The sequence below is a fragment of the Bacteroidales bacterium genome (assembly GCA_014860575.1).
In the GTDB taxonomy this organism is placed as follows: domain Bacteria; phylum Bacteroidota; class Bacteroidia; order Bacteroidales; family JAAYJT01; genus JAAYJT01.
This window is the reverse complement of record JACZJK010000042.1, coordinates 21,880-48,328: the sequence shown is the minus strand read 5'-3', so window position 1 is coordinate 48,328 and position 26,449 is coordinate 21,880. Positions and strand designations below refer to the sequence as shown.

Here is a 26,449-nt window from a genome sequence, read left to right as displayed (position 1 = left end):
ATATTTTATTTTTTTTGCTTACTAAAACCTAACGGCTACATTGAGGAAGAAATTCGTTCCGATCATATAGAAATAACGTGGCGGGTATTTGTCTACGTTCTTTTCTTCAAAATCGAAGCGTAATTGTTCATAACCACCGGAACTGATGTTTTTATTGTTGAGAAGATTGTTTGCACTCAGGTTAAGCTGAAGGAAATACTTCTGCATGATCCTGAATGATTTCCCTACCGATGCATCCAGGGTAAATCCTCCCGAAAGCATTTCCTGCTCTGTAATGATTGCTATTTGGGGATCCCCCGGCCCAAGGTCCTGGATTGCATGTTGGGTCCTGCGCTCGGGGTTAAAGCTTAGATAAATGTCGTCGAAATAATTGACGCTCAAATTAACGAAGAGAAAATCCGGTCCAACCCATTTTAACCCAAGTGCGCCTGCAGTCTGTGGCGTGCCGGTAATGAAAAAGTTTTTGAGGTAAATCAGTTCAGTGGTATCGGCGCGCGAACCGTTGTCAAAAGCGATAGTAGCTTCAGGTCTGTTGGTATAGCGGTAGTTGCCAAGGTTCAAAGCGGCTTGTAGCCACAGGTCGTAAAACATATGTGCTTCCCCGCCAAATTCAATGCCCTGATGAGTGGTATTAATTCCATACATGATATGGTTAACCAGTGTACGATAGTCATCGTGATAAAATGTCAGGATTTGGTTTTGATCCTTGAACTCGGTATGATAAACCGTAGCCCTCGCTTTAATCATGGGGGCACGCAAATGGACACTGAGTTCGGAGCTGAAAATCTTTTCACTTTTTATCCCTGGCGATACATCATCTCTGGTTCTTGGAGAAACAAAGGAATTACGCATGTATGGAGCCTGGGTCATATAGGCCAGGTTGCCTTCAAGGAATAAGCGGCCCGAGAATTTGTAGGTGGCACCGCCTTTCAATCCATAATCTATGAAATTGTGCTTGAACGATTCACCAAGGGAATTTTCAGGATGGCGACCATTGCGCATGAAACCTTCGCGCCAGAAGGTAGTAGACGAAAGTTGTCCGGCCAGGAAGAAATCAATGGCACGGAAAGTAAATTCTGAACTGATCCAGATTTTCCCGGTTTGTTGTCTGAGGTTGTAATCGTAGCCAAATTTGTCGCCTACCCTCACAATCCTGTTCGGGTTATCAATATCGTTTTGTGCGATCGTATCACCGCCCGGAAAATCGCGTTCGGCAAACTGGTCAATATCTACCCAATGGCTACCACCAAGCAGGTCGTCAATGGTTTTAAAATAATTGACTGTGTAATCCGAAAGTTCAACACCCCTGTTTATTTTCAGGTTCTCATTAACGCGGTGGTTAATTACCGTACTCAAATTAATGTTTTTCATATCGTTCCGGCGATCCTCAATGATGTAGCGCGATTGCTTGCCATCCATTTTTGCAAGGTAATTGGCCTGGTATAATTTATCCCAGTTGATCTGGCTGACACTTGTGTTGTTTTTCCAGGATTCCATCACGGCTGCTTTTGCCGCAGGATCTTCTTGCCAGCTAGGCAAGTAGCGATAATAGTCAGGTCTTGGATCGGCAGAATTATACCAGTTCAGCGCAGTGGTTCCTGTTTTGCCAAACATATAGGAGGCTGTGGTTGTAATGTCTGTGGAACTATTGTATTTCCAATAGTGGTTAAGCACCAGAACGGGCTGGTTCATGGTGCGAACACGCGAATTTCGCACTGCACCTTCCTGATAACCCCAGTTAGGGCTATAATGGTTGGTACCCAGCATGTCGTAGATTTCCTGAGTGGAGCCGCCTTGCATTCCGCGTTTTACCGGCGAGGCGAATGCAGTTAATTCAATTGAATGACGCTCATTGATCTTTTTTTCAAGCCCCATGTAATAGGCCCAGGCATCATAAAAAGTTCCCTTAATATAGCCTTCCTGACCCCATCGTCTTGATCCGCTCGCCGTGACTGCCCATCCATTGTTCATCATGCCGGTGGAATGTGTAAACATCACACGGTGAGTATACGACCTGTTTGAGGCTGAATAAGTTAATTTGGTCTGGACCCGTTGCTGCGAAGGGCGAGTTATAATATTAGATATGCCGCCGATACTTCCGAATGAATTGCTGGCAGTGCCTAGCCCATTTACGAAGGTGCTGTTCCTTGTGGCATCATTAAGACCGCCCCAGATAGCCCACAGGGTACGCCCGGTTTCTGAATCGTTGATGAGAGAATTGCCAATGTAAGTGGGCGTAAGGTCAGCATCATATCCACGGGTTCTGAACCATGCCTGTCCAAATGTAAAAGACGCATATGAACTGAATACATCGCCTGAGGAGTGCAGCAATCCTGAAATATTTTGCGATCGCGCATCATCATCCATATCCAGTAAGGATAAATTGATTTCAGGTATAATATCGGCTGAAGCCAGTGAGGTAGGCTCAAACTTGATTTCACCAAGATTGGTATCGGGAGTTATTTCCACCTCAATGGTTTTGGTTTGAAAACCTGCGGCTGATATAACCAGTGTGGCTTTGCCGGTTGTGATATTGCGCACCACAAAGTCACCATTCACATCGCTAAGCACCTGCCGGTCATTCACACTAATAAGTATAGAGGGAAGCCCGCGCAAGGTGGATGTTTCCACAATCCGGCCGGATATATTCCCCGACTGACCTGAATCATCTGGTTCGGGAATAGTGTCATCGTTTTCCGTAATTGCTGGTTCAGCAATAGCCTCAGGTTCTTCTACCTTTTCAATTTCAATAGCTGGTTCAGGTGCAACTGGTTTTTCAATTTGCATTTCAGGCAGTTCAGCAGCCATTTCTTTTTCAGTGATTACCGGATCAGGAGTTTTTGCAATTTCCTGAACAGGAATTTTTTCTTTTTGCAGGTGAATCCTCAAACCAGGCTTAAGCTTATCAGCATTGCTAATGTTGTTGATTGCAGCAAGCTCGGAACTCAGTGTTAGAATGTCTTTGTCCTGCAATAATCCTGCAGCCCTGGCATCAATGACAATACCGGTTAACGTGTTTTTACCCAAATTGTCTTTGTCCCAGTCTCCGATCATTACAGAGTACCCGGTGTAAACATTCCCAATAAAAGCATGGCCAAAATACTGGCCGATGATTGTGCCGGACTTAGCATCAGTGGTTTGACTTAGATCCTTTAAAGCAGGTTGTTGTGCATAAATTATCGCAAGCGGAATCAATGCAATCAGAATGAGTAGTAGCTTTTTATACATAGGGGATCAGTTAGAAATGAATGAAAATTTACTGTGGTAAGATATAATTGATGGTCAAAATGTCGGGGGCTAATTTTTGCACAAAATAACGCATTTTTTAGAGACCCTGTTGCATTCATAGATGCTTATTTTGGAGCCGATCCGAAATGATCCGCCTTTCTTCCCCTGCTTATGGTTAAAAGCAATACCTTTGCTGCTCATTTAAGCACCATATATTGATGAAGAAAACACATCCGACCCAGCTACAGATTGTTGGTTTGATTGCAGTTCTAACATTGGCCACACAATTTTTATTTGCCCAGGAAAAAAAGGCAACCGTAGCTTGTATAGCATTTTACAATGTCGAGAACCTATTTGATACCATAGATAGCTTTGATACCAATGACTTGGAATATACACCGGAGGGAAGCAAGCAATGGGATAGCAGAAAATATTCAGAAAAAATTACTAACCTGGCAAGGGTTATTGCTGAAGTTGGAACCGAGTTTACACCCGATGGGCCAGCGATTTTGGGCTTGTCCGAAATAGAAAATAAACTTGTGATAAACGATCTGGTCAACGATCCGCAGATCAGGGATCGTGGCTACAGGATCGCACACTATGATTCACCCGATCGCCGCGGTGTTGATGTAGCCCTGATTTACCAGCCTAAATACTTCACTTATTTATCCAGCAAGCCATATCTTTTCATTCCCGAAGGCAGGGAAGATTTTTATTCACGCGATGTTTTACTTGTTTCCGGCCTTTTACATGGCGAACCCATGCACATTCTTGTGAACCATTGGCCTTCGCGCCGAGGTGGGGAGCGTGCCAGCCGTCCCTTACGCAATGTAGCTGCCCAACTCAACCGCAAGATCGTTGATTCATTGCAACTGGCCGATCCTACTGCACACATTATTATAATGGGCGACTTAAATGACGATCCAATCAATGAAAGTGTTAAGAAACATTTACAAACCGGCTGGGACAAGAATAAACTGAAAAAGGATGAGTTGTTTAACCCTTTCTATGATTTTTACCGCAAAGGAATTGGAACACTTGCATATCGCGATTCATGGAACCTGTTTGATATGATCATTCTGAACCAGACCTTGCTTACACCAGATAAAAGTACATACACTTTCTACAAGGCCGATGTATTTAACAAGCGATTCCTCTTGCAGACCCAGGGTCAGTTTGCCGGATACCCTTTACGGACACATGCCGGCGATACGTATCTTGGCGGTTTCAGCGATCATTTTCCGGTTTACATTTACCTGGTCAGGGAAAAATAGTTGGGATCCAAGGAATTTTTTATCGCTATTAAAGCTGTCCTGAGTCAGCCTCCGAAAAATTAAGCTTATGAAATGCTAACTTTAAATATATTCTCTCGTTTTACTGCTGTATTGTTGCTTTCGCTCATCGCTGCTATAATGATGGCTCAGACGCCATCAAAGTCTATCAGTAAGGTTGAAAAAAAGATCGGTTCAGGCAAGGCGTTGGCTTCTGAACCAAATGCACAGCCCGCCAACCTTACGTTTTCAAATGTAAAGACCTATACCTACGATGCTGCTTTTAGCAATGCCGATCCGCAACCGGATTTCTATATTGTACTCAGAAGCATCGGACAAGCCGTTGTTGCTGTGCCTGCCGATGGCGAAACTTATTTCGTAGGCGATGCAATAGGAAACGCCCGTGTAGTTTTTATTGGAAGCGATGCAGAGTTTTCGCCCAGGGGCGTTCTTGCCGGAACTACTTTTTATCACAGTGTCTTTTCATTTAACGGTTCGGATGGCACTGAAAATTATCTCCAGGAAAACCCCTTGACCGGATACACTACCACGCCCGAAAACATGATTGGCGATTTTTATGAAGGCATCAATTCAAAAAGTGAATTTTTTATTGAGGAATTGCAAAACAGGATCAGACCACATAATTCTTTTGCTTACGGCGATTATGTGAACATTATGATCAATGGTTTCGAATACCAGGATACTACAGGGGGACAAAAAGTTGTGTACTGTGTTTACACCGGTTACGCCCATGTTTATGATGATCCGTTTGGCTGGATCGGGTCACCGGGCGGTACATTAAGCCGCGAGCATACATTTCCTTTCAGTTGGTTTCCACACAATTCAGAATCGGCGCCGGAATACTCAGATTACTATCACCTTTTCCCGGTTCACCAGAACAATGCCAACAACAGGCGAAGCAATCTCCCGCTGGGTGTAGTTCAAAATGTCACCTATCAATTTCTTGATGGAAAACGTGGAACAGATGCACAGGGAAATATCGTTTACGAACCCAGAGATTCGCAAAAGGGCAATGCGGCACGCGCGATGTTTTACATGGTAACCCGTTACGATAACACCAATGGTTACCAATGGCAACTTCCACCTCAACAAAATCAGGAAATTCTCAAACTCTGGCATTTTTCCGATCCACCGGATGCCCGGGAAATAGCCAGGAACGACTATATAAGCTCAAGGCAGGGCAACCGCAACCCATTTATTGACAGCATGCATTTTGCTTCAAAAATTGATTTCCAAAGCATGGAATGGCTAAGTGTGGATCAGATAACAAGCGCTGGTTTCAAGATGAGTATCTTCCCTAACCCGGTTATGGATCACATGATCATTGAAATGCTGGTTGTACGACCCGGCGAAATTAAAATTAAGCTTTTTACACTGGAAGGAAAGCCGGTTGATTTTCAGGACACAACCCTTAGTGCAGGTATTAACACCACTGTAGTTAATTATTCTGATTTGCCGGCAGGCATTTATATTTTGACAACTGTTTTCGGCGACCAGTCGTATTCGCTGAAATTGATGAAGCAATAAGTTGTTTTGAAGCTTGCACCAGCGTTGTGAAATAATGGATTGTTGAAAGCGTTAAAGATACCTGTTGTGCTTATGATCGAATTGTTTAATTTCGCTGCTTCTTAATAAATCACCCGGTGTCAGATAGTCTCGTTATAATTCCAACATACAACGAAAAGGAAAACGTTGAGAAAATTATCCGAACGGTTTTCTCACTCAGGAAAGATTTTCACATCCTCATCATCGAAGATAATTCCCCCGATGGCACTGCCGATATCGTAAAATCGCTGCTGGGGGAGTTCAAAGATAAATTGTTCATTGAAGAACGCAAAGGCAAGCTTGGCCTGGGAACTGCTTATATTCACGGTTTTCGGTGGGCTTTGCAAAGAGAGTATCAGTATGTTTTTGAGATGGATGCCGACTTCTCACACAATCCTGCCGATCTTCTTCGTTTGCACGATGCCTGTGCCAATAAAGGCGCCGATCTGGCCATAGGTTCACGATATATAAAAGGTATCAACGTGGTAAACTGGCCAATGAGCAGGATTTTGATTTCATACTTTGCTTCATTTTATGTGAGAATTGTTACCGGCATGAGGGTAAAAGATTCAACGGCCGGATTTAAATGTTATACCCGCAAAGTCCTTGAAACCATTGATTTGAGCCAGATCAGGTTCATTGGTTATGCTTTCCAAATAGAGATGAAATTCAATGCATGGAAACTTGGTTTCAACATTGTTGAAGTGCCGATTGTATTCACCGACCGTGCCGAAGGGGTTTCAAAAATGAGCAAAGGCATAATCAAGGAAGCTATTTTCGGTGTCATCACAATGAAGTGGAAAAGTTTTTTCCGGAGATATTCGAAATAGAAATTATTGACGATTTTTGATTTACGAAGTACGACTTTGGGGCAAGAAGTAAGCTCGCTAATTTGAAGGAGTCAATTGATAGCATAAACTTACTCCAAATCGTAAATCCAAAATCGTAAATCGTAAACACATATGGGAAATCCGCTGCTCATCCACAACGCCCTGATCGTAAACGAAGGGAAATCCTATAAAGGCTCCATTTTATTGAGTGATGGAATCATTCAGCAGGTGTACGAAGGAACCCCGCAGGAAGGCCATTTCCCGCCAAATTCAGTTTTTCTCGATGCCGGGGGCAAACTTCTTATGCCTGGTGTAATTGACGATCAGGTGCATTTTCGTGATCCGGGCCTCACCCACAAAGCTGACTTGGAAAGCGAAAGCCGCGCAGCCGTTGCCGGTGGCGTGACTTCCTTTATGGAAATGCCCAATACAATTCCACCGGTACTTACCCAGGAATTGCTTGAAGAAAAGTATGAGATGGCGGCTAAAAAATCGCTGGCCAATTATTCGTTTTATATGGGAACCTCAAACGATAATGTTGATGAGGTTCTGAAGACAAATCCTGGAAATGTATGTGGGGTTAAAGTTTTTCTGGGAGCTTCAACTGGAAACCTACTGGTTGATGACCATGCAACATTGAATAAACTTTTTGCAGATTGTAAAGTGCTTATTGCAACCCATTGCGAAGATGAAAACATCATCAGGAAAAATTCAATAATGTTCCGTGAGAAATATGGTGAAGATATAGCGGTTGAATTGCACCCTCAAATCCGCAGCCACGAAGCCTGTTATAAATCATCGGAATTTGCCGTGAACCTGGCAAAAAAATACGGCACCCGGCTTCATATGCTGCATCTCTCCACTGCTGACGAAATGCAACTGTTCGATAACCTGATCCCGCTGCATGAAAAGAGAATAACCGCCGAAGTCTGCGTTCACCATTTGTGGTTTGCAGAAGAAGATTATAGAACCCAGGGCACACGAATAAAATGGAATCCGGCCATCAAATCAGCCGGCGACAGGGAGGCTTTATTCCAGGCTTTGCTTGATAACAAACTCGATGTGGTTGCCACCGACCACGCCCCACATACGTTGGAAGAAAAAAGTAACACATACTTCAAATCGCCGTCCGGTGGTCCGTTGGTGCAGCACTCCTTGCAGGCTATGCTTGAGTTTTTTCACCAGGGGCGCTTGAGTCTTGAGCAAATTGTTGAGAAAATGTGCCATGCCCCGGCCATTTGTTTCCAGGTTAACAGAAGGGGTTTTATCAGGCCAGATTATCATGCCGATGTGGTGTTGGTTGATCTGAACACAGCCTATACCGTTAACAAAGACAACATATTGTACAAGTGCGGCTGGTCGCCATTTGAAGGCCAAACCTTCAATTCAAAGATTACCCATACTTTTGTGAATGGAAACCTGGTGTATGAAGATGGGGTGATTCATAATTCTTCCAGGGGAGAGCGCTTACTTTTCGATCGCTAAAATGTCGCTTATTCTGAATTCATTTGGTTCAAACCGAAAATAAAACCAGGCCTATGACAAAAATGATTTACTCAAGCCTTGCCTTCATTTTTCTATTTTCCTGTTCGCCTGAAATTGAAAGGGTAGTGGTTCAAACCTACCCTGATGGGAAAGTTGAACTTGAACAATATTACTCCTTCCAAAATAATGATTCGATCCTGATAAAGGAAATCGGGTATTATCCCGATGGCATGAAACGTATTGAAGGAGCCTATCATCAAGGTATGCGGGAGGGCAAATGGACCTATTGGTTCTCCAATGGAAACAAGTGGAGCGAAGCTAATTACAAAGCCGATATCCGCGATGGGAAGAGTACAGTATGGCATGAAAACGGCGGAAAGTATTTTGAAGGCAATTACAAGGCTGGCGAACGGGCCGGGAGATGGAGATTCTGGGACGAAGATGGCAGCCTGGTAAAGGATATTAATTATGACGAGTGATATTGGAAACCAAATGACAGATATCAAAAACAAGCATCAAAATTACCCAAGGGTTATCTTAAGCAAAGGGCGCGAAGTTTCGATCCAGCGTTTCCATCCCTGGATTTTTTCCGGGGCCGTTCAATCCATATCCGAACATCTTAAGGGGGGTGAAATAGTTGAAGTGTTTACTTCGCAGGGCAATTATCTTGGCACCGGGCATTTTGAAGACAGTTCGCTTGCGGTCAAACTATTTAGCTTCGAACGCAAAGAAATCAATACAGCCTTCTGGAAGCAAAAAATTGAAAATGCTTACAATCTGCGCAAGGCGCTGGGCCTGGCTGAGAATGCTGACACCAATGCATATCGCCTCGTTTTCACTGAAGGCGACGGTTTGCCGGGATTGATCATTGATATTTATGATAAAATTGCGGTTTTCCAAGCTCAGACCCAGGGGATGTTCAATGCCCGAAATGAAATTTCCGAAGCGCTGACAAGCGTTTACAATGGCAAACTCCAGGCTGTTTATGACAAAAGTGCTGAGTCATTTTTCGAACCTTCTGAAAATAATGAATTACATAGCAGGTTTTTGCATGGGCAAGCCGAAACTCCAAAGGAAATCACCGAACATGGAAACAAATTCCTGGTGGATTTTGTCAAAGGACAGAAAACAGGTTTCTTTCTGGATCAGCGTGAGAACCGCGCTTTGCTGGGGCTATATGCCCAGGGTCGTAAAGTCCTCAATTTATTTTCTTATACCGGCGGATTCAGTATTTACGCATTGAAGTCCGGCGCCAAAGAAGTTTACTCTGTTGACAGCGCCGCATCAGCGATTGAGCTTGCTAATGCAAACGTAAAACTCAACGGCTTTGAAGAAACCAAACACAAAGGCATCATAGCTGATGTGAAAAATTATGTTCAGGAAATGGCCGCTGATTTTGACCAAGTAATTCTTGATCCGCCTGCCTTCGCCAAGCACAAAGCCTCGCAACACCGGGCCATGCAGGGTTATAAATTTCTGAATACATCGGTTCTGAAAAAGATAAAATCTGGTGGAATCCTTTTCACTTTTTCCTGTTCTCAGGTAGTCGGAACCGATTTGTTTGAATCCACGGTAATGGCATCTGCCATTGAAGCCGGCCGTAGCGTCCGCATCCTTCACCGCCTCAGCCAGCCACCCGATCACCCGATAAGTATTTTCCATCCGGAAGGGGCGTATTTGAAGGGGCTAGTGATTTACGTGGATTAAAAATTTCAAATTCCGGGTATAGCCGGAATTCTTCGGAAAAATATGGAAATTACGGTTATAACCGTAATTCTTTAATTATTTTCAACTTTTGCGGTTATAACTGTTTTTATCAAAATTTGAAATCATTGATTGTGGTTACTCCGAAAAGTATTAGACCATACAGATATATGGTCCAAATGGACAGCACATTGTATCAGCTATTCCCGAGAAATAAAATTGAAGTGGTGTTTTATTAATGAGCAATCTTAGAAATAAATAGCGTTACTCGCTGTAATGGCCTTTACAGCTTACAATTAAAATGTTTCCTGTTTCATCTAATTTGTAAACAAGACGATGCTCAGAAGTAATTCTTCTTGACCAGCAACCAGATTTATCAAATTTTAATAGTTCGGGTTTGCCAATTCCGGAAAATGGAGAACGTTTGATGTCTTTGAGTAGCTTAACGATCTTCTTAAAAATCTGTCTGTTATACAATGCCCAATTGCTGAAATCGTCAAGCGAATTTTCTTCGAAAATATATTTATTCATGACAGCAGGTTTTCTGAAAATTCATCCAGTTCCTGCTCGGAAAATGCTACAAACTTGCCATTCGATAAGTTAGTTAAAGCCTCTTGAATCCGTTGAATATATTCTTCTTTGGATTCTTTGTTATTGAGGCCAAAGTCACCAACAGGATTGATTGTGAGTTCAATCTCCTGATCCTTATTCAATAGCATTTTTAACTTTTTGACAAAATCAGGCGTTAGTTCATTAATGGAAATTCTTATTGTTGCTTCCATATTACTCAAAATTCAAGGTTAGTCACAAAAGTAATACTAATTTATTTTGATCAATAATTGAGGAGTTTGAAATTCTCCGGTAGGAAAAATGTGGGATTGAATGGAGGTACTAGTCCTCATCCTTCAAATAATCTATCAGCCTTCTTTGTTTTTTGGTTGGCCGCCCGGTGCCACGGTCGCGGTGCTCGAAATTCATTTCACTGATGAGTTTCAGCTTGTCGTATTCTTCCTGTGGAGTCAAATCCCTGGCAAATTCAGGAACAAGTTTAGCGCCAACACGGTTCTTGATCGGTTCAATCACTTCCAGGGTTTTCTTGATCGGGGCCATGCTGATCTCAATCACATCGCCGGGTTTCACATCACGTGATGGCTTTACGGCGTTTCCATCCATTTTAACCTTGCCCGCCCTGCATGCATCGGCAGCCTGGTTGCGGGTTTTATAAACCCTTACCGACCAAAGCCATTTGTCAATTCGTACGGAAGCATTCATGGTTTTTCAGGTTTTTGTGATGCTGTGATACAGTAATGCAGTGATGCAGTTTGGAGTGATGGAGTGGTGGAGTAATGGAGTAATGCGGTGTTTAGTAGTTAATTTGATAATAGGGTGTTCTTCAAATTTTGAATTTTGGACTTAGGACTTGACGCTTGTTTCTTGTCTCTTGTTTCTTGTCTCTTGGAATTTGGGGCTTGAAACTTGGGACTTCCAACTTACTTTTCCCTGAAATAAATCTCCATTGGCACCCCGCTAAAATCAAAGTTGGAGCGTATCTGGTTCTCAATAAAACGTTTGTACGGGTCTTTCACATACTGAGGCAGATTGCAGAAAAAAACAAAGGCAGGGAAATGGGTTTTAAGCTGAGTGATGTATTTAACTTTCACGTATTTGCCTTTGGTAGCCGGGGGAGGATTATTCTGTATAACAGGAAGCAACAACTCATTCAATTTAGAGGTAGTAATTCTTCGCTTTCGGTTCTCATACACCTGATGTGCCAGTTCAATGGTTTTGTAAATACGTTGTTTTGTGAGAACCGAAGTAAACACGATCGGAACATCGGTAAACGGTGATATTTTTTCGCGGATCAGAGTTTCATAATCCTTGTGCGTATTGGTTTCCTTTTCCAACAAATCCCATTTGTTCACCACAATTACGATTCCCTTGTGGTTCTTCTGAGCCAGCGAGAACAAATTGGTGTCCTGCGCCTCAAATCCTTCTGAAGCATCAATCATCAAAAGGCAGACATCGCTGTTCTCGATTGAACGGATGCTTCGCATTACCGAGTAGAACTCAATATTTTCAGAAACCTTGCTTTTTTTCCTGACCCCGGCTGTATCCACTAAAAGGAAATCAAAACCGTAACCTTTGTGCCTTGTATACACAGAATCGCGGGTTGTGCCCGGAATTGCGGTAACTATATTGCGGTCAACACCCAGCAAGGCATTCACCAGCGAGGATTTACCAACATTTGGCCTTCCCACCACGGCAATCCTTGGTATTTCAGGAACTTCCTCAACATCGGGTGTGGAAAATTCTTTCACCACTTCATCCAGTAATTCGCCGGTTCCACTTCCGGTCATTGCAGAAACAGGGAAAACCTGGTCAACCCCCAGGGCATAAAATTCGCTGGCTTCGTTAAAGTGTTCAGAACTATCGGCTTTGTTGGCCGCAACAAATATCTTTTTGTCCGAACGCCTCAGCATAGTCGAAATTTCTTCATCCATGCCTGTGAGGCCTTCGCGCGAGTCAACAATGAAAAGGATTACATCGGCTTCTTCCATCGCCAAAGCCACTTGTTTGCGGATCTCGCTCTCAAAAACATCATCCGAACCGGTAACATAGCCACCTGTATCAATAACCGAAAACTCAATGCCATTCCAGTCTGAACGGCCATAATGCCGATCGCGGGTAACGCCGGAAGTTGGATCAACAATGGCTTGCCTCATGCCTGTGAGGCGATTAAAAAAAGTGGATTTGCCAACATTCGGCCTTCCTACGATAGCAAGTATATTGCTCATAATATCAATAATTTGGCGGCAAAGGTAGGGTTTTTAATGGGATACGGTGATGCTGTGTTACGGTGATGCAGTATTGTGTGTGTGGTTGATTGGTCAATTAGTCAATTGGTTGATTGGAGTGATGGAGTATTGGAGTAATGGAGTAATTGGCCTTCAACCTTGGAATTTGGGACTTGGGATTTGGATCTTGGGTCTTGTTCCTTCAAAACGCACTTATCCCCGTAATATCATGCCCTGTTATCAGCAAATGAATGTCATGTGTGCCTTCGTAGGTGATTACCGATTCGAGGTTCATCATGTGGCGCATCATTGGGAAATCGCCGGTAATGCCCATGGCGCCGAGTATCTGCCGTGATTCCCTGGCCACATCCAGCGCCATTTTCACGTTATTGCGTTTGGCCATACTTATTTGTGCGGGTGTTGCACGGTTTTCATTTTTCAGAACACCAAGCCGCCATGCAAGCAACTGCGCTTTGGTAATTTCGGTGAGTACTTCGGCCAGTTTCTTTTGCTGAAGTTGAAACGAGGCAATCGGTTTCCCAAATTGGGTTCGCTCTTTGGAATATTTCAAAGCGGCGAAGTAACAGTCCATGGCTGCGCCTATTGCGCCCCATGCAATTCCGTATCGTGCAGAATTCAGGCAACTTAACGGGCCTTTCATGCCTTTTACGCCCGGGAAAATATTTTCTTTGGGAATCCTAACATTATCAAATACAAGTTCACCTGTGTTGGACGCCCGCAGCGACCATTTGTTTTTTATTTCTGGGGCCGAATAACCTTCACTTTCCTTAGGAACAATCAATCCGCGAACAGTTCCCGTTTCATCCTTTGCCCACACCACAGCAATGTCTGCTATACCGGAATTGGTGATCCACATTTTAGCGCCATTCAACAAAAAATGATCGCCCTGATCCTTGATGCGGGTTTCCATGCTTCCGGGGTCGGAGCCATGATTTGGTTCGGTAAGGCCAAAACAGCCCACCAATTCGCCACTTGCAAGCTTGGGCAGGTATTTTTGTTTTTGTTCTTCTGAACCGAAAGTAAAAATCGGATACATTACCAGGGAAGATTGAACCGAAGCCGCAGATCGGATACTGCTGTCGCCGCGTTCGAGTTCAGTCATGATAAGGCCGTAAGAAATCTGATCCAAACCGGCACCACCGTAAGCCTCAGGAATATATGGCCCAAGTGCGCCGAGTTCTCCAAGTTCGCGCATGATTTCAGAAGGAAACTCATTGTTTTGCGCCCAGCGTTCAATATTGGGTTTTATTGAGCGGTTCACCCAGTCTTGGACTGCACCGCGGATAATGCGATGCTCCTGGCTAAGAAGTTCGTCAATAAGGAAGTAGTCGGGAGTCTGGTATTCGGAAAGAGACATGTGAAAAAGTTGTTATAAATAATCAATCAGATTTGAATTCAAAAACAACCAAGTAATGATAACACCTCTATCGTTATCTGATTGGTCTGCGCTCTTACTAATTTTAATATCAGGGGTTTATAGATTTGGCATTAACCAAAGTTCATGTGCTAATATTTACCGTCAGTAGTTTTACCTGTAATGATAGCTACGCTTGCTCCGGCTCCAATCCTGGTGGCGCCTGCCCTGATCAGTGAAACGGCAAAGTCAAAATCTCTGATACCGCCGCTGGCTTTCACACCCATTTTGGGTCCAACAGCGCGGCGCATGAGTTCAATATCGGCAATAGTAGCACCACTACCGCTAAAGCCGGTACTGGTTTTAACGAAATCGGCCTCGGTTTTTTTGCATATTTCACAAGCAAACACTTTTTCCTGGTCTGTTAACAGCGAGGTTTCGAGTATAACCTTCAGCACTGTGTTGCTTCGGCAAGCTCTTTTCACGGCTCTGATATCATCCTCAACGTATTTAAGGTCGCCTGATTTCAGTGCTCCTATGCTCATCACCATATCAATTTCGTGTGCTCCGTTACCGATAGCATTCCTGGCTTCAAAAGCTTTAGTTCGTGAATCAGTTTCTCCCAGCGGGAATCCGACAACCGAACAAATCTTTATGCCAGTGCCTCTTAATTTCTTTGCCACATACGATACCCAGCCCGAATTAACGCAGACGGAATAGAAATTATACTGTATTGCTTCGCTGCAAAGCTGGTCGAACTGGGAAGCCACCGCATCGGGTTTGAGGAGAGTATGATCAATATATCCTGCCAGTTCCTGCGGAGTCATGCCTGGTCGTTTTAGATCTGATTCAATTTTATCTTTGCTATCTTCCTTATTCATGCTTTCCTTGAGCCGTGACATTACTTCACGGGTTATTTTTTCTACCAATTCGTTTTGATCCATTGTTTTTCTGATGTTTAATCTTGTCAATTAAATTATATGGCTGGTTTTTTCACAGATGTATTCAGCAGTTATTATTTCCTTTCAATGGCCATCATTTTGTTGATCCTGGGCCAATGCCTGCCACCTTCAAAGCCGGTTTCAAGCCAAAGTTTTGCCATAGCGCTTAACTCCGTCTCTGAATGCATTGTGGTTCCCATGGTCAGCACATTGGCATTGTTATGCTCCCTGCTGTTGATGATTGTTTTCATATTCCAGCATAAAGCGGCCCTGATTCCTTTCACTTTATTGCAAACCATTGAGGAGCCAATACCGGCTGCGTCAAGCATAATTCCCCGGTCGCAGGCGCCACTGGCAACTTTTTTTGCAACCTGATACGCGAAATCCGGATAATCTACTTTTATCGTTTCATTATCGGTTCCCACATCTGTTACTTTGTAACCGATCACTTGTAAATATGATTTAAGCATTTCCTTGGCGCTGTATGCTCCGTGATCGGCTCCTAAGGCTACAGTAACAATACTTTCCTTATTCATGGTTCATTAACAATTTTGGGTTGACAGCATTAGGGCAACTATTCCCTGTTTCTTCACAGGTAAATAACAACTAATAATCGCCATCCAAACACTTCATTTCATTAAATCTTTTTATTTATGTGATCTACAATTCCCGCTACCACCAGTTTGATTGTATAAGCTTCGGGTTCTTTAAGTGCGATCCTGGCGGAGTTGCCTTCATCAATCGTAATAACGGTATCACCAAAGCCTGCCTGAACAGTATCAATAGCCAAAAACGATTTTCCTATTGATTGGCCAGTGGGATCTATCGGCTGAACAATCAAAATTTTCCTTGATTCATAGCCTTTTGCTTTCACCGTTGAAACAACATTTCCGATTACTCTGCCAATAATCATGATTATCTCTCCAGATTAATTACGTCAACAATACCAACTATGGCGGCGTCGCATGGATTCAGTATATTCTCCAGCACCCTTGCGGCTTCTCTGCTTGTTTCATAATATATTACCTGCCCTTCTGAGGATTGTATTGTATCTATTGCCACTATCGGGTCGCCGGTATCATTGAGTTTTTCATCAACGGGTTGCACAAGAAGGAATTTCTGTCCTTCAAATGAATCAACCTTAACGGTGCTGACTACTCTTCCGATCACCCTTCCAAATTTCATATCAAAGTTTTTAAATAATTCTGAAATAATCCACCAGGGTGCATCTTCTTTCGCGTGTAAATGTGTGTGCCCTACTAAGACCTTCGCCTGTTGGGCTGGCTATTGTAAACGAGGCAAATCCTGCACCGCCATAGCCTAAGCCGGCATAGCTGGGGCCATTTTTGACAAAAAGTGAACAATTAATCACTTTTGCCATTTTGCTAAGCTTAGCAATGTTCATGGAGTGCATAACTGCTGTATGCCTGAATCCGTGTTCTGCTTTAACGGCAAGGTCAATGGCTGCATCAACATCTTTGACCCTGACCAGGGGAATAACAGGCATAAGTTGTTCAGTCCAGACCAATGGGTGGCCGCTATCAACTTCACACAACAAAATTCTTGTGGAGGCAGGAACCGGTAATCCAATTTCTCCGGCGATAAGACCAGCGTTTTTCCCAATATATTTTTTATTGGCCGACCCTTCATGGCCCGGTTTGCCGGGGTCAGAGATCACAAGTTCTGTTATTTTTCTTATTTGATCCGTATCGAGTTCCCATGCTCCGTTTTTTTTCAATTCAGCCTTGAGTTCATCGGCAACTGATTCAACCACAATAATTTCTTTCTCGCAAATGCATATGATATTATTATCGAAACTTGCGCCATCAACGATATCTTTAGCAGCTTTGGCCAGGTTGGCAGTTTCGTCCACAATTACAGGTGGGTTTCCCGGGCCGGCGGCAATCACTTTTTTACCACTGCTCATGGCGGTTTTAACTACAGCCGGTCCGCCTGTTACAACCATCAAAGCTATTTTCTCGTGCGACATAATTGCCTTTGCCGATTCAATGGTTGGGTTTTCAATGCAGGTAATTACATTAGCAGGGCCTCCTGCCTCAATAACAGCACGGTTCAAAAAATCAATAACATAAGCCGAAACACGCCTGGCAGCCGGATGGGGATTGAAAACTACGGTATTGCCGGCAGCCACCATTCCAATGGCATTGCTTATGATGGTAACAGTTGGATTGGTGGATGGTGTTATGGAACCTATCACACCGTATGGCGCTCTTTCAACAAGAGTGAAACCGTTTTCATCGCTGAATGCCTGTGGCACAATATCCTCAACACCGGGGGTTTTGTTTATTCCGAGCAGGTTCTTGAGCATTTTATCTTCATACTTCCCAAGCCCAGTTTCTTCATGAGCCATTTTTGAGATGGTTTCATTCTGCTCCAGCGAAGCCTTTCTCATGTTGTGAATGATGCTTCTCCGGGTATCAAGCGGCAGTTCTATAAAGGTTTTAAAAGCGGTAGACGCCGCATTGATGGCATCGTAAATATCTGTGAATACACCGTTTATGGCAGCCTGAGATTTCCCCCCAGCTTCCATGCTAAGGTTTTGCAATGCCTCGGCAACCAATTGCCTTACTTTTTCTTCTAAATTATCCATCAGTCATGGTTTTTATGACAAGAAATAGGGTTTTATTTCTTTATGTGGATGAGAAATAATTGTTTTCGCACACAACATATTTTTGGAAGCTATCTTTGATACGGCTGCATTCATTGAAGCCTCAACATCGTGCAGGCGCCCCATCATTTTCATGTAAGATTTACCACCGAAACCGATAGCCAGCCTGATTTCAATAATTTTAACATCACTGGCTTTTGCGGCGATATCAGCGGCCTCGATAGCAGATGTTACTGATAATGTTTCAATAATACCCACAGATTCCCACGTATCCACAGGTTTTATTTTTCCGATAGCATCAATCAACTCGCTGTGAACCATCGGCAAAAAAAGGCTGTCAACAATATATTCCGAACCAATCTCGAATCCTTTGTGGTAGGAATACTCGGCTGAAGCCACATCGCCACTGAAAACAATCAGATATTTTCCGGGACAAATTGTACGCGCGTCAATGATTCTTACAGGAGCAATTTTTACCATCTGATCCAATGCATGGATTCCAATAGCTATGCTACTGAACTCCAGAACACCAAGAACGATTGTGTTTTTATCAACTATCATTTCCTGTAAACAATTTCATTGTTTTCATCTATCATATCAATTATTCCTACTATAATGGCATCAACCGGTTTGTTTTGAGTAAGGGTTGTTTCGCGCGCCGATGTACTTTCCGAAATCATCACAATTTCGTTATAGCCAGCACTCACAAGATCAAGAGCAACAAGAAAGTCACTTTTTGCTTCTCCCTTCTGGTTGCATTTTTGAACCAACAGATATCTTGCGCCTTCAATATCAATGCTTATGTCAGTACTAACTACTGAACCAACAACTTTACCCAGAATCATCTGATATTAAGTTATGTTTTTTGAAATGTAAATACTCCGTCTTTTTCTATCCTATCAACAATGGCAATAACTGCCGAGTCAGTCGGCAAGCCCTCGGTAGCATGGGTAAATCTTGCACTGCTTCCCGATACATACATAACTATTTCATCAAGGCCGGCATTTACGCTGTCCATCGAAACAACAAAATCGTTTTTACCTTTGAGTGTAACAGGATCAATTTTTTCGAGAAGAAGGAGTTTTAAGCCTTCCATTTTGGGTTCCTTATGGCTCGAAACAACAGTGCCAACAACTTTTGCTAATATCATTTTCCAATTAGTTTATTTTTTTTTGATATGGTTGCTTTTACCAAGGCAACAGACACTTCAACAGGGCTTCAAAGTCTTGGTTTTCAAACATGCACAAAATTTAATTATAGCTATCAGACCGTGCTGGTTTCTTTATTTATAGTCTTCCTTTCCCGATCTTCCAGTTATTTCGGCAAGGCGTTTTTCAACATTTATTTTACATTCCAGCACTTCGGCTTCGTCGCCTCCTATGTATAAACGGCCGAACTTTCCAAAACCCATTACATCAATAATATTGATCCTTGCTGTTTTTTCAGCCTCATTTGCAGCATAGTAGGCATAACCCGCCGGCTCAATTTCAAGTACAAACAGTGTATTGCCACGTAAAAGCATCATGCCCATCCTGGTACGATTGATCAATTGTGCATGATGGTCTTCAACATTTTTAATCAACTGGCTTGTCAGAATTCGTGGTTTAATCCTGTCGCTTTCGGTTTTGTCTATTGATTTGAGGACTGCCTCACCTGCCATGCGGGTATCTCCCTGGTTTGATGAGTGAACTTCAAGCATTCCAAAAGCCCTTTCAACAATCTGCATACCTGGGGTAACATTTGTCGCCTTAAGTGCCACGTCTGTCAATGCATTAATCTCAATGCCCGGAGCAATTTCAATGATGCAACAAGCCTGGCCTGCCACAGGCAGATATCCCCTTGATACTGTTGATAAATATGAAGCCATTTGAAGCTGCAGAGAGTCGAGGAAGATATACGTGCGAAGGTCTATGTAAGCTTTCGAACTCATATCTGTTACCCTTTCTTAGCTTTTGCTTTACCCAATGGTAGCGCTGAATCAACATTTGAATGTGGCCTGGGGATAACATGCGATGCAACCAATTCGCCAACTTTTTCGGCAGCTCTGACACCAGCCTCTACTGCTGCTCTCACTGATGCTACGTCGCCTCTGACAATAGCTGTTACATAGCCTCCGCCTGTTTTTTCATACCCTACAAGCTCAACATTTGCTGCTTTTAGCATTGCGTCGGATGCTTCGACCATGGCAGTGAAGCCCCGGGATTCAATCATTCCCAAAGCCATCATTTCATCGTTTTCCATTTTTATTCCTCCTGTTAGTTAATAATTGTTCATAAAAAAATTCGGTATGTTCAGTTGCAAAACATTGGTTTTAAAACTTTTGTATGTTAAGCAATTATAATGAGTGACAAAAATAGTTCTTTTTAGAACATCAAGCAGAATCTGATAATTATTTGGCAGCCCGCATAATAGGATGCCGGTTATGGTTGAAGATGGAAAATAAAGCATTCGATGAGATTATTCGTAGCCATAACGCTTGAGCATCTCAGGGTTGTTGCGCCAATCTTTACTGACTTTTATGGTTAATTCAAGGTAAACTTGCTTATTTAGAAACTCTTCGATTTCCTTACGGGCTTCTATTCCAACCTTTTTAATTGATTTTCCCTGGTGGCCCAGCAAGATTGCTTTTTGGGTTTCGCGTTCCACAAAAATCAATGCCTTAATGCGGTCAATGCTATCTTCTTCTTTATAACTTTCGACAACTACAGTGGTTGAATAAGGAATTTCCTTGCGATAATTCATAAATATTTTCTCACGAATAGTTTCAGCTACCCAGAAACGCAGGTTACGATCGGTTATCTCTTCTTTTGGGAAAAAAGGCGGGCTTTCCGGAAGCTGATCAATTATTGTTTGCATCAGTTTACCAAGGTTCAGACCCTGAAGTGCCGAAACCAAAATAAGCTGTGCTGTTGGGATAGCTTCGCTCCACAACTTTTCGACAACAACTAACTCATTATCTTTTGCAAGATCAGCTTTGTTGATCACAACAATAACGGGTGTTTTAAGATTTTTTACAATCTCAACAAAATCATTCGTTTCGGGCTTTTCGTGCATTTCGGCCATGAACAGAACCAGGTCAGCATCTTCAAGCGACTGGTTCACAAAATCCATCATAGCATCATGCAATTTATAATGAGATTGTAAAAGACCGGGTGTATCAGAGAAAACAATCTGAAAATCATCGTCACTTATAATTCCTCTTATCCGGTGACGTGTAGTTTGCGCCTTGGGAGTGATGATGGAAAGTTTTTCACCGATCATGGCGTTCATGAGCGTTGATTTACCCACATTGGGTTTACCGATGATGCTTACGAATCCAGCTTTATGCCCCATTATTTTAATAATAAATTTGGTTGGCAAAGAAACAAAAATTACCTTTGCAGTCCGTTTGAAAAACGAGTAAGTTAAAGAACTTCATTGAAAGATAATATATTGCGGGGTGGATTCGCCGCGGCGAATCGTTGGGCTCATATCCGCCGCGGCGGACATCGGTTCGAATAACAAATGAAAGTTCTTTAAAAGATTAAAAATATATTGCGGGGTGGAGCAGAGGTAGCTCGTTGGGCTCATAACCCAAAGGTCATCGGTTCGAATCCGGTCCCCGCTACTTCAAAAGGCTGAGATATGAATCTCGGCCTTTTTACGTAATGATAGCTAACTTCTTCATCATGTTCTACGTTTACATTTTATTCTCAAAAAAGTTCGATAAAACCTATACCGGCTAAACCAGTAACCTTGAGCAGCGATTGCTTAGCCACAATGAACTATCAAGTAAAGATTGGTCAAAAAGATATAGTCCATGGCATATAGCCTATTTCGAAACTTTTCAGACCAAATCAGATGCTATGAAAAGGGAAAAGCATTTTAAGACTGGGATAGGTCGAGAATTTATCATTGAAAAAATCAAAGAATTTTTAAAAGAATAGCTCGCTAGGGGTCATATTCGCTTCGGCGGAAAACAGTCTTCTGCCTGTTGCAATAATTGCAAATCTACAGACGAACTATTCGGCTTAAAAGATGTTAATTTCTATATATTTGCAATTATATTTCAGCTCATGAAAAAAATTTTATACTCGCTTTTATTGCTGAGCATTGCATTTACAGGAGTTTCGCAAACGCCCCTTTTAAATGCAGTTCAAATTGATGCGAAGGATTTTAATGGTTCTTCGCATAATTTATTCAATTACCTTAATAGCGGGAAACATGTTTTGCTCAGTTTTTCGACCATGAATTGTGGGTCGTGCTCAACATATAATCCGCATGTGAGCATCATTTATGAACAATATGGTTGCAACAATGGTGATCTCATCGTGATTGGAGTTAACTGGGGTGCTACCAATATGCAGTTGCTGGAGTATCATCAGCAAAATGGTTATAATTTTCCTTCTATAAGTGGAATCGAGGGTTATGGTAATGAAATCAATGAGGCCTATCAGATTCAATCTTTTATCTCTGTGATTTTAATTGCACCTGATCATACAATTGTGGAACAGTATATTTATCCACCTTCAGTTTCTGAATTGGAAAGCCTCCTGTCATCTTATGGATTAAATGCTACTGCTTGTACAGTAGGATATGATAATATTGCAGATTCTGAGAAAAAAGGGTTTATTGCTTTCCCAAATCCCGCAATTGATTTCTTTAGCATATCATTGGGATCAGACGAAACTGAATTCAATGTAAGCCTGTATGATCTAAATGGCCGGCTGATACGTTCTTACAAAAATCAAAGCTCTCAGTCCACTTCATTATCCCTTCTTGGTGTTGATGATGGTGTTTATGTTATAAAAGCGTGGAACGAGGATTCATTCTATTCTTCCCGCTTGCTTGTTTTGCGTTAAGCTGATATCCACGTTTCTTTTTGCACTGTTTACTTTTCCTGTGCAAATTGACTCTCAATGAACAGGCGTTGAGAGTTTACCTTGAGTTTTTCTCCAAAAGTGCATCCTTCAGTCTTACTCTGTAGCCATGAGATCAAATCAAAATGGATAAGTAATACGATTTGCTCCTTCAATTCCAGATCTTGCAACTCCCTTAAGTATCTTTTGTAAAGATCCTGAATTACAATCGAATCCGGATCCTGAACAACCAACTTCTGGAAATAGCTCACAAACTTTTTGAGGAATGGCTTAACGTTTTCATCTTTCTGTAAATAGCGTTGCAGACTTTTTATACGGGATTCGACCAGATCATATTTCAACTGATCAAAAAATATTACAATTTCCATTATCTTAATTGCAAGCCTCAGGTTAGGCAATAATTCTTTATTCTGGAAAGCATCAATTTTTCTGAGGTATTTCAATGCCTGCACGCGATTATCGTTTCCCATAAAGATATACGCAGAATAATAATAGGCATAGATGTATTGCACACTGTTTACTTTTTTAGTGGCATTGTCCAGAAACGTATTCATAATTTCAATGGCTGTTAGACCATTATAAAAATCCCCGCTTATTGCGCAATTAATCAAAGGATAAAAAACCAGGCTCTCCTTCTTCCGGAATGCAATGTGTGGGTTGATTTCAGGAACCATTTTTAGTTTTTCTACAGCAATTAAAACCATATCTGATCTGCCAATGGCACCTCCTGTGTAAATAAGTCCAAGCAGGCTACTAATAAATTGGTCATGCAGATTCTTTGTGCGATATTCATTTATAAGTTCTCCATACAAACGTAAGTATATCTTGTAAGCATTGTGATAATCGGAAGTATAAAGGTAGGATTGGGCAAGTGGAAAGAGAAGATTAAACCTTATTTTTAAAGGTAATGCGGTAATATCAGTAGTGGATATCAGAATCTCAATTTTTTTTATGAGGTTATTGTAATGAGTACTGTTCGAACCGAAGGTTGGGGTATCAAGAGAATATATCTGGAGCTGATTGGTTAGATGGTTGCCCTGGGTAGTTATTTCATACCAGGTAAGAAGTTGGCTTGTTTTCTCGAGGTACCTGTTGAGGCTTTTTTTATACTCCTCAATATTAATAATATTAATCAGGTTGAGCTCCCATTTCAGGAATCCTATCCATTCAAGGTATAAATCATTTGCTGTGCAGACTTCAATTCCCTTTTTAACGAGTTCACGACAAATCTCGAAATGGCCTTTCTTAAACAAAATTGCTACCTGATGGTGTAAAGTAAGCATGCTCAGGTTCACAGTATCATCAAAATGTAAATTCTGTAAGCTTTTAATTATTTGTTTTTGGAGATAATGTTTGGTGACGGTAAGTTGCTTTATAAATAACCGGTCTTTGAACTGCTTTTTTATTGCATCTTCGTCATAGCTTTCTTGTTTGTCAATTGCGTTGAATAGCGTTATGTAATTGTTTTCCCTTGATCCGGTATACTTGTTCACATAAAGTTTGAAATGCCTCTTCTCTTCCTTGGTCAACGATTTGATCAATTGAAACAAGACTTCTTTCTTTTTCAACATTTGAATTTCTGATTTATATATCCCGGTAATTCTTGCAAGGCTATAGTTAAAAAATGTTAACGTTTTATTTTGAAATCTTAGTATTGCTATTGCTTAACAGAAGCTGCAGATATCAGGTAACAATCAGTATGTCAGCAATATGCTGCTTCAACCTAATTCTTGAGTTATTTGAACAGTTAATGGCTTAAACCTTATTAAAGGGTAGGAATCCATAAATGTACAAAAATTAGTTGTACTGAGGATCTATGGTTGAAGTCTTATGTTTTAGCGATATTTTAGATTGCCGGGTACTCTTAAATATTCAACCTTTGCCATGTTTTTATAAAACATTAAGTGTTCCGGGAAACAAAGTTCTTTGGCAGCAAGTAAGCGGTAAAACTACTCATAATATCTTCATACGCTAAAATATCTTTATTCTACTGCGATTTTGCTTTGATTACCTTTCAGATATTGTTGGTTAATCTGATGGTATCCTTGTTGCCAAAATTCTCCCCGGACACTTTTCTTTATTTTAGGCCTGAGGGCCTTTTTTTTTACCCACCTTGTTTACTTTTGTCAGCCTACTTGATTTATCTTTGCGAAGGTTATCAGATCATCTAATATTCTACATTTATGATAAAGCTTCACAGATTTGGTTTATTTCTAGTTGTATCCTTATTATTTTGTTTCACTGCCTGCGAGATTGTCGACGACGATCCCGATGCCGACCTCCGGGATAGATTTGTTGGTACATGGCGCTTCGACGAAACTGAAGTGAAAAGTAACCAGGCATTTTATAATGTTGATATTGCCTACGATCCATCAAACTCATCACAGGTAGTGCTGACCAATTTTGCGAATGTCGGTAGCTTTCATTCAGCTTACGGTATTGTTACTGAGGATAGGATAACCATTCCCGCTCAAACGGTTGCATCTTTAACTATCAGTGGGATAGGCAACCTGACTACCAACAGCACAATGACCTGGACATATGCCGTAAACGACGGCGCCGATTTGATTTCTTACGCGGCTATAGCAATCAAGCAGTAGATCACAAAGGTTATAATCCTGGTTTGTTGTAAAGCCATGGGTTTTGGCTCTTTTTAAACCAAAACGGTTCCGTTACTTCTTCAACTTCAGGTTCAATAATCAACATACTATCTGAATCCAGATCTGGAATATGGCCTTGAGCGCTTTCTATTTTTGAGAGCCTGGTAATTACTTCAGCATATATTTCCTCATATACATCTGGGTTTCTGCTGTAATATGCAATACTGCTGTCCAATTTTGCTTTTTGAATAGAATATTTTGCAAAAAGGGAATCATAATAGATTTCTGCAAAATCGAAAGCAAGCACGCCCTTAACCTGCTTCTGTGCCAGGGTTCCTTCAATCAGGTGAATATCGGTTAGTAAATCAATCATCGTGTTCTTATCCAAAGCATCGGGTGGCAGTTCAGATTCTAAGCGTTTATTGCTTGAATAGCAGGACGCCATAAGCATCGTTAAACTTAGTAGAATAAGAACCGGATGATTAAATTTAAGCCCAGCCATAAGCAGTACTGATTATTTCTTCTGGCTTTTCAGACGATATTCCTGGTTCAGAAGTTCGATAACTTCGGGTGTAATATCATAAACCTGGTTCGCAACAAATAAATTGGTGCCTTTTTTGAAATTAAAAATCAGGTCATATTGCCTGGTACGATTATAATCTTCAAGGAATAACGAAACAATATCGAGCAATTGCACATTCATATCAAATTCTTCTTTTGCAAGCTGATCTGATAATTCATCGCGCAGGCTCATTAATTCCTGCTGCTCGGTCATAAGCTGCTGCTCGGTAATCTGGGCAATTTCCATGGAGATGCTTCCACTCTGAACGCGCTTCTGGAAGTCGTTTACTTTTTGTTCGAATTCATTTTGCCTCTTACGCATTGTAGCTTCTTTCGCTATTGTACTGGCTTCGAATGAATTTACCATTTCAGAAACCATTTCATACTGTAACATTAAAGTATCAGAATCAATAAAGGCAATGCGCGGTGCGGCATGTGGGTCAGATGTTAAGAGTTGATCCGCTTCTTTTGACTGGCTCTCACTTCTGGAATTAAAGTGTAAAACATAAAGCAAAATTAAGCCAAACATTAATACAATGTTAGCGATCCAAAGGCCAGACATTGGGTTCTTGCCTTTATTCTCAAGGTTTTCAGTCATTTTAAGA

General features: G+C 41.8%; 28 protein-coding genes, 1 tRNA gene and 1 pseudogene. 10 read left to right on the top strand and 20 right to left on the bottom strand.

The window, feature by feature from the left end:
- Positions 1-21 precede the first annotated feature (21 nt).
- Positions 22-3,228, bottom strand: coding sequence for a TonB-dependent receptor (locus IH597_11420; GenBank protein MBE0663062.1), 3,207 nt, complete (start codon positions 3,226-3,228; stop codon positions 22-24).
- A gap of 218 nt (positions 3,229-3,446) precedes the next feature.
- Between IH597_11420 and IH597_11415 the strand changes: the two genes are divergently transcribed.
- From IH597_11415 to IH597_11390, 6 genes are all read left to right on the top strand, one after another.
- Positions 3,447-4,502, top strand: coding sequence for an endonuclease/exonuclease/phosphatase family protein (locus IH597_11415; GenBank protein ID MBE0663061.1), 1,056 nt, complete (start codon positions 3,447-3,449; stop codon positions 4,500-4,502).
- Between the two features lie 72 nt (positions 4,503-4,574).
- Positions 4,575-6,047: an endonuclease gene (locus tag IH597_11410; protein MBE0663060.1), complete on the top strand. Its 1,473-nt coding sequence runs from the start codon at positions 4,575-4,577 to the stop codon at positions 6,045-6,047.
- A 116-nt stretch (positions 6,048-6,163) separates the two neighbouring features.
- Positions 6,164-6,895, top strand: a complete 732-nt coding sequence (locus IH597_11405; protein ID MBE0663059.1) for a polyprenol monophosphomannose synthase — start codon at positions 6,164-6,166, stop codon at positions 6,893-6,895.
- Between the two features lie 132 nt (positions 6,896-7,027).
- Complete coding sequence (locus IH597_11400; GenBank protein MBE0663058.1) at positions 7,028-8,380, top strand: dihydroorotase; 1,353 nt, start codon at positions 7,028-7,030, stop codon at positions 8,378-8,380.
- Positions 8,381-8,433: 53 nt separating this feature from the next.
- Positions 8,434-8,859 carry a toxin-antitoxin system YwqK family antitoxin gene (locus tag IH597_11395; protein MBE0663057.1) on the top strand — a complete coding sequence of 142 codons (426 nt, stop codon included), beginning with the start codon at positions 8,434-8,436 and terminating at the stop codon, positions 8,857-8,859.
- Between the two features lie 13 nt (positions 8,860-8,872).
- Entirely contained in the window at positions 8,873-10,087 is a 1,215-nt protein-coding gene (locus IH597_11390; GenBank protein MBE0663056.1) for a class I SAM-dependent rRNA methyltransferase, read from the top strand.
- A gap of 261 nt (positions 10,088-10,348) precedes the next feature.
- Here IH597_11390 and IH597_11385 read toward each other — a convergent pair whose 3' ends face one another.
- From IH597_11385 to era, 16 genes are all read right to left on the bottom strand, one after another.
- The gene (locus tag IH597_11385) at positions 10,349-10,615 is read right to left on the bottom strand and encodes a Txe/YoeB family addiction module toxin (GenBank protein MBE0663055.1); all 267 of its coding nucleotides are present in this window, start codon (positions 10,613-10,615) and stop codon (positions 10,349-10,351) included.
- Complete coding sequence (locus tag IH597_11380) at positions 10,612-10,866, bottom strand: hypothetical protein (GenBank protein MBE0663054.1); 255 nt, start codon at positions 10,864-10,866, stop codon at positions 10,612-10,614. The genes IH597_11385 and IH597_11380 overlap by 4 nt, the downstream gene beginning before the upstream one ends.
- Before the next feature lie 109 nt (positions 10,867-10,975).
- On the bottom strand, positions 10,976-11,356 hold the full coding sequence (locus IH597_11375; GenBank protein ID MBE0663053.1) for an RNA-binding S4 domain-containing protein: 381 nt from the start codon (positions 11,354-11,356) through the stop codon (positions 10,976-10,978).
- A gap of 218 nt (positions 11,357-11,574) precedes the next feature.
- Complete coding sequence (gene der / locus IH597_11370) at positions 11,575-12,879, bottom strand: ribosome biogenesis GTPase Der (GenBank protein MBE0663052.1); 1,305 nt, start codon at positions 12,877-12,879, stop codon at positions 11,575-11,577.
- Between the two features lie 202 nt (positions 12,880-13,081).
- Entirely contained in the window at positions 13,082-14,257 is a 1,176-nt protein-coding gene (locus tag IH597_11365; GenBank protein MBE0663051.1) for an acyl-CoA dehydrogenase family protein, read from the bottom strand.
- Between the two features lie 149 nt (positions 14,258-14,406).
- Positions 14,407-15,081, bottom strand: a complete 675-nt coding sequence (gene deoC / locus IH597_11360; protein ID MBE0663050.1) for a deoxyribose-phosphate aldolase — start codon at positions 15,079-15,081, stop codon at positions 14,407-14,409.
- A gap of 188 nt (positions 15,082-15,269) precedes the next feature.
- On the bottom strand, positions 15,270-15,731 hold the full coding sequence (locus tag IH597_11355) for an RpiB/LacA/LacB family sugar-phosphate isomerase (protein ID MBE0663049.1): 462 nt from the start codon (positions 15,729-15,731) through the stop codon (positions 15,270-15,272).
- Between the two features lie 101 nt (positions 15,732-15,832).
- Complete coding sequence (locus tag IH597_11350; protein MBE0663048.1) at positions 15,833-16,108, bottom strand: EutN/CcmL family microcompartment protein; 276 nt, start codon at positions 16,106-16,108, stop codon at positions 15,833-15,835.
- Between the two features lie 2 nt (positions 16,109-16,110).
- Positions 16,111-16,380, bottom strand: coding sequence for a EutN/CcmL family microcompartment protein (locus IH597_11345; GenBank protein MBE0663047.1), 270 nt, complete (start codon positions 16,378-16,380; stop codon positions 16,111-16,113).
- 10 nt (positions 16,381-16,390) lie between these two features.
- Positions 16,391-17,806, bottom strand: coding sequence for an aldehyde dehydrogenase EutE (locus IH597_11340; GenBank protein ID MBE0663046.1), 1,416 nt, complete (start codon positions 17,804-17,806; stop codon positions 16,391-16,393).
- Positions 17,807-17,818: 12 nt separating this feature from the next.
- Positions 17,819-18,385 (bottom strand): BMC domain-containing protein, encoded by a 567-nt coding sequence (locus IH597_11335; GenBank protein ID MBE0663045.1) that lies wholly within the window; start codon positions 18,383-18,385, stop codon positions 17,819-17,821.
- The gene (locus IH597_11330; protein MBE0663044.1) at positions 18,382-18,669 is read right to left on the bottom strand and encodes a EutN/CcmL family microcompartment protein; all 288 of its coding nucleotides are present in this window, start codon (positions 18,667-18,669) and stop codon (positions 18,382-18,384) included. Before IH597_11330 ends, IH597_11335 begins: the two co-directional genes overlap by 4 nt.
- Before the next feature lie 11 nt (positions 18,670-18,680).
- A complete protein-coding gene (locus tag IH597_11325) occupies positions 18,681-18,974 on the bottom strand; it encodes a EutN/CcmL family microcompartment protein (protein ID MBE0663043.1) in 294 nt (97 codons plus the stop codon).
- 132 nt (positions 18,975-19,106) lie between these two features.
- Complete coding sequence (locus IH597_11320; protein ID MBE0663042.1) at positions 19,107-19,754, bottom strand: hypothetical protein; 648 nt, start codon at positions 19,752-19,754, stop codon at positions 19,107-19,109.
- 5 nt (positions 19,755-19,759) lie between these two features.
- Positions 19,760-20,035: a BMC domain-containing protein gene (locus IH597_11315; GenBank protein ID MBE0663041.1), complete on the bottom strand. Its 276-nt coding sequence runs from the start codon at positions 20,033-20,035 to the stop codon at positions 19,760-19,762.
- 246 nt (positions 20,036-20,281) lie between these two features.
- Complete coding sequence (era, locus tag IH597_11310; protein MBE0663040.1) at positions 20,282-21,157, bottom strand: GTPase Era; 876 nt, start codon at positions 21,155-21,157, stop codon at positions 20,282-20,284.
- 202 nt (positions 21,158-21,359) lie between these two features.
- Here era and IH597_11305 point away from each other — a divergent pair.
- From IH597_11305 to IH597_11295, 3 genes and pseudogenes are all read left to right on the top strand, one after another.
- Positions 21,360-21,431 (top strand) — tRNA-Met (locus IH597_11305).
- 61 nt (positions 21,432-21,492) lie between these two features.
- Positions 21,493-21,750, top strand: a pseudogene (locus IH597_11300) (GIY-YIG nuclease family protein).
- Between the two features lie 129 nt (positions 21,751-21,879).
- On the top strand, positions 21,880-22,665 hold the full coding sequence (locus tag IH597_11295; GenBank protein ID MBE0663039.1) for a T9SS type A sorting domain-containing protein: 786 nt from the start codon (positions 21,880-21,882) through the stop codon (positions 22,663-22,665).
- 29 nt (positions 22,666-22,694) lie between these two features.
- Here the strand turns inward: IH597_11295 and IH597_11290 are convergent, their stop codons facing one another.
- Positions 22,695-24,254 (bottom strand): hypothetical protein, encoded by a 1,560-nt coding sequence (locus tag IH597_11290; protein ID MBE0663038.1) that lies wholly within the window; start codon positions 24,252-24,254, stop codon positions 22,695-22,697.
- Between the two features lie 612 nt (positions 24,255-24,866).
- On the opposite strand from IH597_11290, the gene IH597_11285 reads away from it, so the two are divergent.
- Positions 24,867-25,283, top strand: a complete 417-nt coding sequence (locus IH597_11285) for a hypothetical protein (GenBank protein MBE0663037.1) — start codon at positions 24,867-24,869, stop codon at positions 25,281-25,283.
- 10 nt (positions 25,284-25,293) lie between these two features.
- Here IH597_11285 and IH597_11280 read toward each other — a convergent pair whose 3' ends face one another.
- Together IH597_11280 and IH597_11275 are read right to left on the bottom strand one after the other, a co-directional pair.
- Positions 25,294-25,785: a DUF4296 domain-containing protein gene (locus tag IH597_11280; GenBank protein ID MBE0663036.1), complete on the bottom strand. Its 492-nt coding sequence runs from the start codon at positions 25,783-25,785 to the stop codon at positions 25,294-25,296.
- A 12-nt stretch (positions 25,786-25,797) separates the two neighbouring features.
- Positions 25,798-26,442 carry an OmpH family outer membrane protein gene (locus IH597_11275; GenBank protein MBE0663035.1) on the bottom strand — a complete coding sequence of 215 codons (645 nt, stop codon included), beginning with the start codon at positions 26,440-26,442 and terminating at the stop codon, positions 25,798-25,800.
- Between the last annotated feature and the right edge of the window lie 7 nt (positions 26,443-26,449).